We start from the raw sequence: 12951 nt of genomic DNA, 5'->3' as shown, positions 1-12951 counted from the left end.
AACTATTCACCAATATTTTTTTATAGAGCTTAATTTATCATTTTCATAAATAGCTATAACAAGTTGTTTAACACCGTTTTCATCATTTACTAAAAGATCACAATAGCTCTTATCGCCTAAAGCCATCCTATAGGCTTCACCATTTTTTTGATAATCACCAGTTACATATTTATCAAACACTATTGATAAAATATAATTAACTTTAGGGGTTCTAATATAGCTTATATCAACCCCATCTACTAAGGCTAAGTATAACATTTTTTTTTGAAAAAGTATAGTTGAATATAAAGATGCGTTTTCTCTTGATTCTTTTGTTTTATAGAGCATAACCATGGGAATTATTAACTCATTTATTTTATCCATTTTTAAACATGCATTTGCATAAATATTAGCGATTGATTCATCTTGAGTTTTTGCAAAAAAATCCCTGACACTTTGTGAGCAAATTCTATTATAACTCCCAGCATCATTCCAATTTTTTATATCATATACATCAATAGCAAAAATAAAGCTTAAAAAAACATGTAAAAAAATCAAAGCTCTCATCTTAAATCACCATTTTTCATCTGTTTAATTGTGGCTATAACTTCTGGATTAGAAACTCTTGAGTTGAAATTTTCAAGAGCTATTAAAGCATCTTGCTTATTGCCTTTTTTATAATTTGCTTTTGCAAAAATTATCCAACTTTTTGCGCTATCTTTATCTATTTCATTTGATATTAATGCCCATTTAATAGCTTCATCATATCTTTTATTATCATAAGCATTTTGAGCAAGCTTTAAAGAATATAGTATGTCATTGCTTGCATAAAATTTCTCTTCGAGGGAATTTTTATTTACTCTTAAAGGAGAAGTTTTTATAATAACTCTCCCTTTTTTAGGAGTGTTTTCAACTTTGGTATAACTTCTATTAGAAACCGTTTGTGGAGGCGTTGGAGGATTTCCAAAGTCAATTATTTCATCTTTAGGTATTGAAGAAAAGGTCTTTTCTTCTTTAAAAATAGTTGGTTTTTCTTGCTCATAAGTGTTATTTAATATAAAACCACCAGCATCAACACTAGAGTTTATTCCTATATTATTAAAATTTAATTCACCCCTTGTATCGCTAGACTCTTTTTTATTAAAACTGTTATTTTTTTCAACTTCTATGTTTTTTACATTGGGCAAAGTTTCAGTTTTTACTGAAGCTTGTGCAGTTTTTACTTCAATATTGTCTTTTTTATTAGAAAATACAAGCCAAAATATTAAGCCTAAAAAAACTGATGCAGCCAAAAAAGCTATAACAACTGATTTTTTAAAACTTAAATTTTTAGATAATTTTCCTCTATTTTTATTATATTCATTCCATTTTTCTTCTAATTCTGTAATTTCAAAATGTTCAAGCATTTATAAGTCCTACACTAATAGCAGCCATTTCAATGATTTTATTACTAAATCCTGATGCATTAACTTCTGTTGGTTTATTTACTTCATAATATTCACAAATTTCGTAAATTTTAAATAAAAGCTTATTTAAATTCCTTAAATTTCCATCAGTTAGATGATAAATTAAATTAAAATTATCATCATTATACTGATAATAATAAGCATGAAAGTTATGAAATAAAAGTTTTTTTTCAATATAAAGTTTTAATTCACTTAAGGTTGAATTAGGAAGCTCTATACTTGACCAAATTCTAGTTTTAAAATAGTCTTTTGCCAAAGCATCTTCTTCATCTGTTTTATGCACTGTAAAAAGAAATTTAAAAAGCCTACTATCAGCCATAAGACGAATTTTTTCTATTAAAACTGGTGGGTATAACTGAGCTTCATCAAGCAGTATTACTACCTGCTCGCCAGTATTTAAATCGCTGTTTTTATAAATACGCATGAAGCTTTCATAGCTATCTACAAGCTCTTTTGGTTCCTCATTAAAAATTTGTAAATACATCTCATGAAAAAACTCTTTTTCATTAAAAAAAGGTTGTGGAAAAAAAACTACTTTTACCCTATCTTCTAAATCTTCTTTAATTTTATAAAGTAAAAAAGTCTTTCCAGTTCCCGGCTTACCATAAAAAAGAATAAGCTTTAGCGGTTTTTGTAAAGCACTTAAAATTTTATGATACGCAAGATTTGATTTGTCGAGATTGACAAAATCTTTAATATTATCATTCTCGACAAAAATATCCTTAATTAGAGTAAAATTATTCATATGTATAAAGCGATTTTGAATAACCTAGCTCTTTTAAAGAATCAGCCATATTAATACTTGTATTATCCATTAATCTTGGAGTTATAATAAATACAAGCTCTGTTGTTGATAAAACATCAGCTGTGCTTTTAAATAAATTTCCAAGTAGTGGAATTTCACTTAAAACCGGAACATTATTATTTTGCTTATCTTTGCTTTGAGCTATCATACCACCCAAAATAACAGTATCACCGTCATTTACAGTTATAACAGTTGATACCTTCTTTTCTTTTGTATCTGGTGCTATCTGTCTTGGCAATGGATTTCCTAATGTATCTTCAATTCTAATATTATCTTTTGAATATTTTAAAGCACTAAGGCTAGGATTAATTCTAAGCATTATTTTATTTTGATCTGATATTTCAGGAGTGATATTTAATAAAATTCCTATAAATGTAGAATACATTTTTCTATTTTCAGAAACTGTAGTAGATGAGTCAGACGAATTTTTAGATTCAATTAAAATATAGTTAATAACGTCACCAACTGTAATAATCGCTTGCTGATTATTTAAAGTCATTACTTTAGGATTTGATATAACTTTGGTTTTACCTTTTTGCTCTAGGAAATTTATAGCTCCTGCAATATTAAAGTTTAAATTTGCACCAATACTCCAACCAGAACCAGTACTTACAGCACGCTTTAAACTAGATGATTTTAAAGAAGATGCCACTAAAGTCATTTTATCACCTGTATCTGAATTTATAGCATCTTTTGCCTCACCAACGACATAGCTTCCTGCATTACCAGCTCTGTATCTACTAGGTGTATCAGGATTACCACCCATATACGTATCAAACCCTATTTTAAACTGAGACCAATCAATACCAGTGGTATAACTATTACTTAACTGAACTTCAACGATAGTTACATCTAGCATAACTTGTCTTTTTAGTCTTCTTTGGAGCTCTTTTATATACTCATCAACCCTTTTTAATTGTGCTTTAGTAGCTGTTACAGTTACTAAACCTGCGTTTTGATTTATAATAGGAGGAATAGCTTGATATTTTTCTGCTCCACTATTTAAAATATAAGTTATCTCTTCAGCAACATTTGCCCAAAAATCAAATTTTTCAGTAGTTCTTATAGCATTTTCATCTAGCAATTCGCTATTTCTTTCAGCATCAAACTCTTTTGGAGATGAATCTGTGGAAGCCTTTAAGATAGCAGTACCCTCTCTAATGCTTGTTATATAATCAATTTTAAAAGTTTTAGTTTGTAAAGCTGAAACCATAAGAGCTTGATTGTTAAACTCATATCCTAAGTTGTTTTCATTTATTAAAATATTAAAAACCTCTCTTAGTGATAGATTTTTAATACTAACACCAGCTAACTCTTTCTTTAAGGCCTCTGCTGCAATAGCATCTTTAGCAACTATACTAAAATTACATGTATCGGAAAGTTGAGTTAATATATCACTTAAAGTTACAGTATCTGTAATGGAGATATTAAAAGCTCTCTTATCGCAAGTAGAAGCATTTAACCCTGTTGATAAACCCAAAGCTAAAATCAGTGATAAAGCTAATTTTTTAGTTAATTTTGACATTTTTATTTCCTTGTTTTAGTTTTAATTCTAAGCTTTTCTTTTCATTTTCAATAATAACACTTTTTTCATTAATTTTCTTTATTTCAAAAGTGCCTATACTATCGCCTATTTTATACCAATCTTTATTTATTCTAACCCTATCAGCAATAATTGCATTTAGTTCTTTTCCAACTAAATCAGTATCTTTTATATCATCTGATATGGTACTTTTAAACTCTTCAACTGGAAAGGGACTTTTTAAAGATAAAATATCCTTGTCACTAAGCCCAGCTCTCTTTTGACTCAAGGCATTAAATTTATCCTCATACGCTGACATATCAGGAGCCGCATAAACTCCAGCTGCAAAAACAGCTAATATTAATATTTTTTTCATTGATATTTCATCCCCCATACAGAAATCTCAATATTACCGCCAATTAAATTTGGCGATGTTGAGTTTATATCCATTCCATTTAAATCAACAACCATTTCTGACTCTTCTATGGAATTTATATATTTTAAAACATTATGAAAGCCACCTTCCATATTGACAGAGACATCAAGCATAGGCTGAACCTCTTTTTCAACAACTTTTAAATTCTTACTTTCCAATGAGAAAACTTTTATATTATTTTCTTTAGCAGCACTTGTTAAAAAATCTAAAAATTTAGCCCAATTTTTCTCATTATATGTAATATAAGAAAGCTCTCTTAGCTTATTATCAAAATACTCATTTTGAGCTTGAACATATTTAAGATTATCATCTTCTTGTTTTAATGTGTTTTGATATTGGGCAATTGTAGTGTCGTTATTACTCATAAGATATCTATTTACTTCATCTAGCTTTTTTTCAACACTATCTAAAGCACTTTGTTTTGCATCAAAATAGTCTTGTGCAGGCCCAAAAGCAAGCAAATATCCAAATAACATCACAACAACAGCCAACCCCAAATTTATCATTTGAACTTCGTTTTGCTGTTTGGATAACAGTGCGTTATCAATTTTATCTAAATAATTTTCTTTCATTTTTTCATCTCCACACTGACATTACTTTCATAAGCAATTGTTTGATTATTCTCATCCAAAAGTATAAGTTTTGTATCAACATTGTAGCCTTTTGTATTGCTTATAGCTTTTAAAAGCTCAGTCATTTTTTTCTCAGTTTCAGTTCTTACCTCAAATGTTAAGTTCTCATCTATGTTATGAATAGCTACTAGTTCACCACTTTGCTTATTTATCATGTTTGTCATATCAAATATAGCTTTACTTTTCATAGGGTATTCGACTTTTTTATTATACATGGCTGTTAAAAGATCAGATCTTTCTTTTAAAATTTTCTGTTCAGCTGCAATTTCTTCTCTTTTTTTGTTTATTTGATCTTGTAAACTTGCCAAAGTAGTTTCAATTCTTTTTTTCTCTTTATCTTTTTGAGCATATTCAATTTCCTTTTTCTCAGTTAGCTTTTGATTATAAAAACCATGTGCATACTGATATGCAGGATATGCAAGAATTGCTATTAACGCAGCAACTCCAACACCAATTAGCTTTCCAACAGGTCTTTGAGCTAGTGGTGGTGGTCTTAAAAATGTAGAATAGTTATACTCATCATCTTTATTTATAAGATACTCTTTTGCTGTAAGCATCATTAAAATATCAAGCTGAGTTAAATCTTCAAAATCTTTTTGATTTATTGCTATATTAAAATCAAAAGGTTTTGGCTCTACTCCAAGTCTTTCGGTGATAAATTCTTCACTTCCTTTAATGTTTCCTATATCAGTACTGAAAAAAACATTATCAAGAGATATCTTATTTACTTTTGTTATACTTGTTAATATATCACTTATATATAAAAATACCTCATCAAAAATTTGTATTAAATTATCATTATCTATTGCATTTTCACTAATTAGACCATCTTTTGATAGCATTGAATAAAAATCTTTTATATCAACTCTATCACCGCTTAACTCTACAAATTTATCCCAAATAAATTTCAAGTTATATCTAAGAGATCTTGAATCCAAATATTTTCCATTTTGATAGATAACTAAAAATGCATCTTCTTCTTGAAAGTAAATAAAACAATCCACTGTGTTGGATGGAAGTATATTTCTTTTATATAGTGAATACATCAAAAATGGTGCTTTTGCAACATAGTCAATATATTTTGTATTCTCAGCTATATATGAAAGATCACTTCTTAAAATAGAGTTATTTACAACAAAAACATTATACACTCTATTGTCATTATCGCTCATATCTGATTCAAGATAGGTTATCTTAAAATCATCATCTGGATTTAATGACAAATCCTCATAAGTTTTAATAGTGATTGCATCAATTACTTCATCATCTGGTGTAGATCTACTAACTTCTACAGTAGTTGTTAGAATATCTTTGTATGGTAAATAAGTTATATAAAACTCATTTTTAGCACCTTTTTTGATGCGCTCATAGTGAAAAACTTCGTTGCCAGCAAAACCAAAAGTTTGTTCATTTACTCTATCGATTGTAACGATAGTTGTTGAACCTTTTTCTGCTTTTTGCTTTTTCTTTTTGACTTTCGTCTCTTTACTTTTTAACTTTAGCATAACACAACTTTCTTTAATAAATTTTATTTACTAACACTTTGGACTTCTATAGTTTAAACAAATTTCTTTTAAAAGTCAATATATAAAATGCTTTCTGATTAACATTTCATTTGAATTCCAGCCTTTTTTTACAACAACTTCTAAATTTAAATAAATTTTTAACTTAGAAAAATCTGAAATCAGCTTTTTTGCTTTTATTCCTATTCTTTTTATTGTAAGCCCATCTTTTCCAATTAATATCTTTTTATGAGAATTATTATCTGTAATAATTTGGGCATAAACTGAAATTAAATTATCCTTTTCAATAACTTTTTCAACTAATACATCACTGCAATAAGGCACTTCACTGCTAACACTTTCAAAAATAGACTCTAGTATTAAATCTCTATAAATATCCTTTGATATAGTTGGACTTAAAAGTTCAGGGTCATAATAATACTCATGAAATGGTAAGTATTTGCAAATTTCATCTAAAAGAGGTTTTCTACAAATTGGTTTTTTAATAGAAGTTGGGACTAATGCCAAAAATTTATCATCAAATTTAGAATACTCTATTATTTTTTTAGCTAATTTTTCATCGCTTGTTTCATCTATTTTTGTTAAAACTAATATATGCTTAACAGTATCAAATTTAAGTAAAAACTCTTCATAATTTAATATATCATCATGCACACTAGCTAAAAATAGCACCAAATCAGCATCTCCTACTGAATTTAGTGCTATTTCAATCATAGTTTTATTCATAACTTTTGAGCTTTTATGAAGACCTGGTGTGTCAATAAAAATAATTTGATTGTCATCATTCATAACAATTGCATTAATTTTTCTTCGTGTTGCATTTTGCTTATGCGATACCAAAGAAAGTTTTTCGCCAAGTAAAAAATTTAAAAGACTACTTTTTCCAGCATTTGTTCTGCCAATAAGTGCAACAAAACCACTTTTTTTCATATTATCTGGCATTATAAAATATACCTTGCCAAATCCTCGCTTTGAGATATTTCCCCTAGTTTTTCTTTTACTAGCTCAGCTCCTACTTCAACGCTTTTTCCAGCGTATTTATCAGCTTCAAAACTTATATCTTCAAGTACTTTTTCTATGATAGTATGAAGTCTTCTGGCTCCAATATCTTCTATTTTTTCATTTGTTTGTGCCGCAATTTTAGCAATTTCTTTTATGCCATCATCGCTAAATTTAAGATCAACTTTTTCTGTTTTTAAAAGAGCAATATATTGTTTTAAAAGTGAATTTTTAGGTTTAGTTAAAATTTCGTACAAAGCATTTTCATCTAAGCTATCTAGCTCAACTCTTAATGGAAATCTTCCTTGAAGTTCTGGTATTAAATCACTTGGCTTACTCATATGAAATGCTCCAGCAGCAATAAATAAAATATGATCAGTATTTAAAACACCATATTTTGTACTAACGCTTGAGCCTTCAACTATTGGAAGTAAATCTCTTTGAACGCCCTCTTTACTAGGATCTTGTCTTGAGTTATTTTTAGCCGAAACTGCAACTTTATCAATCTCATCTATAAAAATTATGCCATTATTTGAAGCCCTATTCATAGCTTCTGTTTTTATGGCTTCCATATCTAAAACCTTGCTACTAGCTTCATTTTTTAAAACTGATTTTGCATCTTTGATTTTTAAATTTTTCTTAACTTTTTTACTAGCAACTCCAATAATTTTAATAAAACTATCTTGCATATTTTGCATTTCTGGTGGTAAATTTGGATTTGACTCAAGTGAATTTTCCATAACTTCTATTTCTATATTAAGCTCATCTAAAGAGCCACTTAAAAGCTTTTCTTTCATTTTTTCATAGCTTTTTTCATAATCACTTAATTTTTCTTCACTTGCACCTTTTGGAAGTGGAGGAAGAAGTTTTTTAAGTATCTCATTTTGGACATATTCATCTATTTTGTCACTATTTTTTTCTATTTCTTCATTTTTTACTAAATTTACAGCTGCATTTGCAAGATCCCTTACCATGCTTTCAACATCGCGTCCCACAAAGCCAACTTCAGTGTATTTGCTAGCTTCAACCTTTATAAAAGGAAGTCCAAAAAGCTTTGAAAGTCGCCTAGCAATCTCTGTTTTTCCAACGCCTGTTGAGCCTATCATTAAGATATTTTTAGGAATGATCTCATTTCTCATCTCATCTTCTAGTTGCATTCTTCTATATCTATTTCTAAGTGCGACGGCAATTACCTTTTTAGCCTCTTTTTGTCCGATTATATACTCATCAAGTTTTGTTACTATTTGTCTTGGTGTAAACATTATTTATCCTCTATTGAGTAAGTTTTTATGTTTTGATTTGTATAGATACAAATTTCACCTGCGATTTTTAAACTCTCTTTTACAAGTTCAGTTTCATTTAAATTTGAAAACCCATCTAAAGCTCTAGCAGCTGATAGTGCGTAATTTCCACCACTTCCAATAGCAGCAATCTTACCATCATCTGGCTCAACCACATCACCCATTCCACTTAGTAGAAAAAGATGTTTTCTATCTAAAACTAGCATCATTGCTTCAAGTTTCCTTAAGTATTTATCTTTTCTCCACTCTTTACTAAAATCAATAGCCGCTCTTAAAAGATCACCTTTTACAGAATCAAGACACTTTTCAAACATATCAAAAAGATTAAAAGCATCAGCTGTGCTTCCTGCAAAACCAGCCAATACTGAACCATCTTTTCCAATTTTTCTAATTTTTACAGCACTGCCTTTTAAAACTGTATTTCCAAAGGTAACTTGTCCATCGCCACCAATAACTGAGGCGTTTTTGCCTTTATAGGCTAGTATAGTAGTTGCTTCAAACATTTATTCGCCAACTACTTCTATTTCAAATTTAGCTGTTATGCCATGCTTAAATTTAGCTTCTGCGTCAAATACCCCAATATGCTTTATAGTGTCAAATTCTAAAATTTTCTTATCTATTTCAATATTTTTTTGCTCTTTTAAGGCATTTGCAACTTCATCTTTTGTAACTGAACCAAACAAAGCTCCACCCTCGCCAACAGGTTTTTTTATACTTACTCTAACTTTAGCCAACTCTTTTTTTAAATCTTTAAAGCCAGAAATTTGATCTTCTAATTCTTGTGCTTCTCTTTTTTTAGCAGCTTCATACTGTCTTAAAACTTCGTTTGTTGCTATTTTGGCATAACCTCTTGCAACTAAAAAATTATGCCCATATCCATCTTTTACCTCTTTTATTTCACCAGCTTTTCCTAAGCTTTTTACATCTTTTATAAGTAATACTTTCATCTCTATCCTTTATTATATTTTTCTTCCATTTTTACCTGCAATTATAAATCTTAACGCATTTAGTTTTATAAAGCCCTCGGCATCTTTTTGGTTATAGACATTATCGGCTTCAAATGTGCTAAAACTAGCGTTAAATAGACTATCTTTTTTGCTACTTCTTCCAAGTACGATAACATTTCCTTTATAAAGCTCAAGTCTAACCTTGCCATTTACATGCTTTTGGCTCTCATCGATCAAAGCTTGAAGCATAACTCTTTCTGGGCTAAACCAAAAACCATTATAAATAAGCTCTGCATATTTTGGCATAATCTCATCTTTTAAGTGAGCCGCACCTCTATCAAGCGTTAAGCTCTCAATTGCTCTGTGAGCTTTAAGCATAATTGTTCCGCCTGGAGTTTCATAACAACCTCTACTTTTCATACCAACATAGCGATTTTCAACCAAATCAAGTCGTCCAATGCCGTGTTTTGCACCAAACTTATTTAACTCATTTAGCATATTTGCAGGAGTTAAACTCTTGCCATTTAATGCAACAGGATCGCCATGTTTATACTCTATTTCTATGATTTCACTCTCATTTGGAGCATCTTTTGGATCTGTTGTCCATCGCCACATATCAGGCTCTGGAGAGTTGTTTGGATCTTCTAGTATTAGTCCCTCATAAGAGATGTGAAGCAAATTTGCATCCATAGAATAAGGTGATTTTCCCTTTTTTTGCTCTATTTTTATGCCATTTTTATGTGCAAAATCAAGCAGTTTTTCACGGCTATTTAAACTCCACTCTCTCCAAGGTGCAATTACTTTAATATCAGGATTAAGTGCGTATGCTCCAAGTTCAAATCTAACTTGATCGTTTCCTTTGCCTGTGGCTCCGTGGCTTATAGCATCAGCTCCTGTTTTTGCTGCAATTTCAACAAGATGTTTTGCTATCAAAGGTCTAGCAATTGATGTTCCAAGTAGATATTCGCCCTCATAAACAGCATTTACTCTAAACATAGGGAAAACAAACTCTTTTACAAACTCCTCTTTTAAATCAAGCGTAAAAATATTTTCTTCCTTAATGCCAAGCTTTAGTGCTTTTTCTTTGATTGGCTTTAAATCCTCATTTTGGCCGATATCTGCGGTAAAAGTCACAACTTCGCACTTATACTCATCTTCAAGCCATTTTAAAATCACACTTGTATCAAGACCACCTGAATAGGCTAAAACTACCTTTTTAACATCTTTTTTCATAAATTTAACCTTTTTATAAAATTTTAAGGATAATTTTACCTAAATTTCATTAAAAAAAGGTAAAATGCCACTCATGAGAATAGATAAATTTTTAAATGCAGTAAATTTAACAAAGCGAAGAGCAGTTAGTGAAGATATGTGTAAAAGTGGCGTAGTAAGCATAAATGAAGTAGTATGTAAACCTGCAAAAGAGCTGAAAATTGGCGATATTATCACATTAAAATTCCTAAATGGTGAGAAAAAATATGAGGTTTTAGACTTCCCAACTACAAAAAATACACCAAAAAGCGATCAAACAAAATATGTCAAAGAAGTGTGAGAGTTTTATTTTAGGAATTAATGAACTTATAAATTTGGTTCAAAAACTCCCAAAAAATGGCATTATAATTTTAAAAGGAAATTTAGCAAGTGGCAAAACAACTCTAGTTAAAGAAATAGCTAAATTTCATGGATTTAATGGAGTTGTAAATTCTCCAACTTTTAGCATCATGCAAAACTATAAATGTCAAAATTTAGAAATTTTTCACTACGATATTTATCAAAATGGAGTTAAAAGCTTAACTCAAAACGGACTTTTTGAAAATTTTTTTGAAGATGGGCTTCATTTAGTTGAATGGGGAGATGAAAATTTAGAAAATTATTTTCAAAAATTTGAGCTTAATTATTGCACTATTGAAATAAAAAATTTAAAAAATAAAAGAGAATATAAGGTAAATTATGCATAGGCTTGAAGCTATAAATCTTAAAAAAACTATAAAGAAAACTAATATAATAAAAAACGTTTCACTAAGTGTGGAAAGTGGTGAAATTATTGGACTTTTAGGACCAAATGGTGCTGGAAAAACAACAAGCTTTTATATGATATGTGGGCTTATAAAACCAACTAGTGGAGATATAAAGCTTGATGATAAAATAATTACAAAAGTTCCACTTCATAAAAGAGCTTTACAAGGAATTGGATATTTACCACAAGAAAGTAGTGTCTTTAAAGAATTAAGCGTTGAAGAAAACTTACTTTTAGCCGCAGAAGTTAGTATAAAAGATAAAATTAAAGCCAGTCAAAAAGTAGATGAAATGCTAGAACTTTTAAATATAACTGCTATAAAAGACAGACTTGGAGTAAGCTTAAGCGGTGGAGAAAGAAGGCGTTGTGAGATAGCAAGAAGTTTAGTTATAACTCCTAAATTTTTACTACTAGATGAACCTTTTGCTGGAGTTGATCCTATAGCTGTGGCAGACATCCAAAATATAGTTAAAAATTTAAAAAAACTAAATATTGGTATTTTAATAACTGACCATAATGTCCGCGAAACATTGGCAATTTGCGATAGAGCGTATGTAATGAAAGATGGCGAAATTCTAGCTGGTGGAAGTAGCGATGAAGTGGCAAATGATGAAAATGTGCGAAAGTACTACCTTGGAGAAGAGTTTAAGTTTTTTTAAACTCTTAGCTGTCATCTTCGAGTAAATTTTTATCTCTTCTTATTCTTCTTATTTTTCTTTTAACATCATAAGTTACAGGTACATTTGCAATGCCAGGATTTGCATATCTCATATCGCTTATTGTATAAGCTGCCCATGGGTTGTGCCTTTTTAATAAGCGGTATAATATTTTTAATCTCTTTTCTTTTTATAATAGTTACCATAATACTTACAAAACCATCATTTCCTATAGCTGAAGTTTCAGTAACCCACTTGATCTCTTAAAACTTTTATAAGTCTATGGCATCAGTTTTAGTAACAAGAGTTACCATAACATGACCAAGGGCTATTTTATTTTCTATGATTATGCCTGAAAAAGTTCCAAGAGAAAAGCCAAGTGCATAGGCAACATAGTTTTGCCACTGATCAAGGTGCTGCATAATAGATGTAATTGCCAAAAGCCAGATTAAAGTTTCAAAAAAGCCTAAAACTGGAGCTAGAAATTGAAACAAAAATAATTCTAACTGTGCTCATCGTAACATCAATAATCCTAGCTAAGCAAATTAAAACTGGCATACCAAAAGTTACAAACCACTCACTTGCAAAAATAGTCATTTATCCTATTTAAAATTTATTATCATATTTTAACCATATTTCATTAATAATCTATTTTAATATTGATTTTT

At 29.7% G+C, this 12951-nt stretch carries 16 protein-coding genes; 3 read left to right on the top strand and 13 right to left on the bottom strand.

Annotation, left to right across the window (positions count from 1 at the left end; translation table 11 throughout):
• Window positions 1-6: 6 nt before the first annotated feature.
• From HMPREF9309_RS05585 to HMPREF9309_RS05530, 12 genes are all read right to left on the bottom strand, one after another.
• On the bottom strand, window positions 7-546 hold the full coding sequence (locus HMPREF9309_RS05585) for a hypothetical protein (RefSeq protein WP_016646946.1): 540 nt from the start codon (window positions 544-546) through the stop codon (window positions 7-9).
• Window positions 543-1385: a CDC27 family protein gene (locus HMPREF9309_RS05580; protein ID WP_016646945.1), complete on the bottom strand. Its 843-nt coding sequence runs from the start codon at window positions 1383-1385 to the stop codon at window positions 543-545. The genes HMPREF9309_RS05585 and HMPREF9309_RS05580 overlap by 4 nt, the downstream gene beginning before the upstream one ends.
• Complete coding sequence (locus HMPREF9309_RS05575) at window positions 1378-2190, bottom strand: ATP-binding protein (RefSeq protein WP_016646944.1); 813 nt, start codon at window positions 2188-2190, stop codon at window positions 1378-1380. Before HMPREF9309_RS05575 ends, HMPREF9309_RS05580 begins: the two co-directional genes overlap by 8 nt.
• Complete coding sequence (mshL, locus tag HMPREF9309_RS05570) at window positions 2183-3775, bottom strand: pilus (MSHA type) biogenesis protein MshL (protein WP_016646943.1); 1593 nt, start codon at window positions 3773-3775, stop codon at window positions 2183-2185. Before mshL ends, HMPREF9309_RS05575 begins: the two co-directional genes overlap by 8 nt.
• Entirely contained in the window at window positions 3759-4148 is a 390-nt protein-coding gene (locus tag HMPREF9309_RS05565; RefSeq protein WP_155827354.1) for a hypothetical protein, read from the bottom strand. The genes mshL and HMPREF9309_RS05565 overlap by 17 nt, the downstream gene beginning before the upstream one ends.
• Complete coding sequence (gene pilO / locus HMPREF9309_RS05560; RefSeq protein ID WP_016646941.1) at window positions 4145-4780, bottom strand: type 4a pilus biogenesis protein PilO; 636 nt, start codon at window positions 4778-4780, stop codon at window positions 4145-4147. The genes HMPREF9309_RS05565 and pilO overlap by 4 nt, the downstream gene beginning before the upstream one ends.
• Complete coding sequence (locus tag HMPREF9309_RS05555) at window positions 4777-6345, bottom strand: coiled-coil domain-containing protein (RefSeq protein WP_016646940.1); 1569 nt, start codon at window positions 6343-6345, stop codon at window positions 4777-4779. The genes pilO and HMPREF9309_RS05555 overlap by 4 nt, the downstream gene beginning before the upstream one ends.
• Window positions 6346-6420: 75 nt before the next feature.
• Window positions 6421-7305, bottom strand: a complete 885-nt coding sequence (gene era / locus HMPREF9309_RS05550) for a GTPase Era (protein ID WP_016646939.1) — start codon at window positions 7303-7305, stop codon at window positions 6421-6423.
• The gene (hslU, locus tag HMPREF9309_RS05545; RefSeq protein WP_016646938.1) at window positions 7305-8624 is read right to left on the bottom strand and encodes an HslU--HslV peptidase ATPase subunit; all 1320 of its coding nucleotides are present in this window, start codon (window positions 8622-8624) and stop codon (window positions 7305-7307) included. The genes era and hslU overlap by 1 nt, the downstream gene beginning before the upstream one ends.
• Entirely contained in the window at window positions 8624-9166 is a 543-nt protein-coding gene (hslV, locus tag HMPREF9309_RS05540; RefSeq protein WP_016646937.1) for an ATP-dependent protease subunit HslV, read from the bottom strand. The genes hslU and hslV overlap by 1 nt, the downstream gene beginning before the upstream one ends.
• Complete coding sequence (rplI, locus tag HMPREF9309_RS05535; RefSeq protein ID WP_016646936.1) at window positions 9167-9610, bottom strand: 50S ribosomal protein L9; 444 nt, start codon at window positions 9608-9610, stop codon at window positions 9167-9169.
• Window positions 9611-9622: 12 nt separating this feature from the next.
• Complete coding sequence (locus tag HMPREF9309_RS05530; protein ID WP_016646935.1) at window positions 9623-10843, bottom strand: argininosuccinate synthase; 1221 nt, start codon at window positions 10841-10843, stop codon at window positions 9623-9625.
• A 73-nt stretch (window positions 10844-10916) separates the two neighbouring features.
• On the opposite strand from HMPREF9309_RS05530, the gene HMPREF9309_RS05525 reads away from it, so the two are divergent.
• From HMPREF9309_RS05525 to lptB, 3 genes are read left to right on the top strand one after another with little or no spacing between them, the layout of a single operon-like run.
• Window positions 10917-11162 (top strand): RNA-binding S4 domain-containing protein, encoded by a 246-nt coding sequence (locus HMPREF9309_RS05525; protein WP_016646934.1) that lies wholly within the window; start codon window positions 10917-10919, stop codon window positions 11160-11162.
• Complete coding sequence (gene tsaE / locus HMPREF9309_RS05520) at window positions 11146-11568, top strand: tRNA (adenosine(37)-N6)-threonylcarbamoyltransferase complex ATPase subunit type 1 TsaE (protein ID WP_016646933.1); 423 nt, start codon at window positions 11146-11148, stop codon at window positions 11566-11568. Before HMPREF9309_RS05525 ends, tsaE begins: the two co-directional genes overlap by 17 nt.
• Window positions 11561-12286: an LPS export ABC transporter ATP-binding protein gene (lptB, locus tag HMPREF9309_RS05515; RefSeq protein WP_016646932.1), complete on the top strand. Its 726-nt coding sequence runs from the start codon at window positions 11561-11563 to the stop codon at window positions 12284-12286. The genes tsaE and lptB overlap by 8 nt, the downstream gene beginning before the upstream one ends.
• A 269-nt stretch (window positions 12287-12555) precedes the next feature.
• On the opposite strand, the gene HMPREF9309_RS08785 is transcribed toward lptB, so the two are convergent.
• Entirely contained in the window at window positions 12556-12777 is a 222-nt protein-coding gene (locus HMPREF9309_RS08785; RefSeq protein WP_051115721.1) for a DUF5698 domain-containing protein, read from the bottom strand.
• Window positions 12778-12951: the final 174 nt, after the last annotated feature.

Source organism: Campylobacter ureolyticus ACS-301-V-Sch3b, assembly GCF_000413435.1.
GTDB lineage: Bacteria > Campylobacterota > Campylobacteria > Campylobacterales > Campylobacteraceae > Campylobacter_B > Campylobacter_B ureolyticus_A.
This window is presented reverse-complemented; position numbering and strand designations above follow the sequence as displayed.

Coding starts and splice junctions, on each gene's coding strand:
- era (WP_016646939.1), bottom strand. CDS start 7,305: ATGCCAGATAATATGAAAAAAAGTGGTTTTGTTGCACTTATTGGCAGA.
- HMPREF9309_RS05580 (WP_016646945.1), bottom strand. CDS start 1,385: ATGCTTGAACATTTTGAAATTACAGAATTAGAAGAAAAATGGAATGAA.
- pilO (WP_016646941.1), bottom strand. CDS start 4,780: ATGAAAGAAAATTATTTAGATAAAATTGATAACGCACTGTTATCCAAA.
- hslU (WP_016646938.1), bottom strand. CDS start 8,624: ATGTTTACACCAAGACAAATAGTAACAAAACTTGATGAGTATATAATC.
- HMPREF9309_RS05530 (WP_016646935.1), bottom strand. CDS start 10,843: ATGAAAAAAGATGTTAAAAAGGTAGTTTTAGCCTATTCAGGTGGTCTT.
- HMPREF9309_RS05585 (WP_016646946.1), bottom strand. CDS start 546: ATGAGAGCTTTGATTTTTTTACATGTTTTTTTAAGCTTTATTTTTGCT.
- HMPREF9309_RS05575 (WP_016646944.1), bottom strand. CDS start 2,190: ATGAATAATTTTACTCTAATTAAGGATATTTTTGTCGAGAATGATAAT.
- hslV (WP_016646937.1), bottom strand. CDS start 9,166: ATGTTTGAAGCAACTACTATACTAGCCTATAAAGGCAAAAACGCCTCA.
- mshL (WP_016646943.1), bottom strand. CDS start 3,775: ATGTCAAAATTAACTAAAAAATTAGCTTTATCACTGATTTTAGCTTTG.
- HMPREF9309_RS05555 (WP_016646940.1), bottom strand. CDS start 6,345: ATGCTAAAGTTAAAAAGTAAAGAGACGAAAGTCAAAAAGAAAAAGCAA.
- tsaE (WP_016646933.1), top strand. CDS start 11,146: ATGTCAAAGAAGTGTGAGAGTTTTATTTTAGGAATTAATGAACTTATA.
- HMPREF9309_RS05525 (WP_016646934.1), top strand. CDS start 10,917: ATGAGAATAGATAAATTTTTAAATGCAGTAAATTTAACAAAGCGAAGA.
- HMPREF9309_RS05565 (WP_155827354.1), bottom strand. CDS start 4,148: ATGAAAAAAATATTAATATTAGCTGTTTTTGCAGCTGGAGTTTATGCG.
- rplI (WP_016646936.1), bottom strand. CDS start 9,610: ATGAAAGTATTACTTATAAAAGATGTAAAAAGCTTAGGAAAAGCTGGT.
- lptB (WP_016646932.1), top strand. CDS start 11,561: ATGCATAGGCTTGAAGCTATAAATCTTAAAAAAACTATAAAGAAAACT.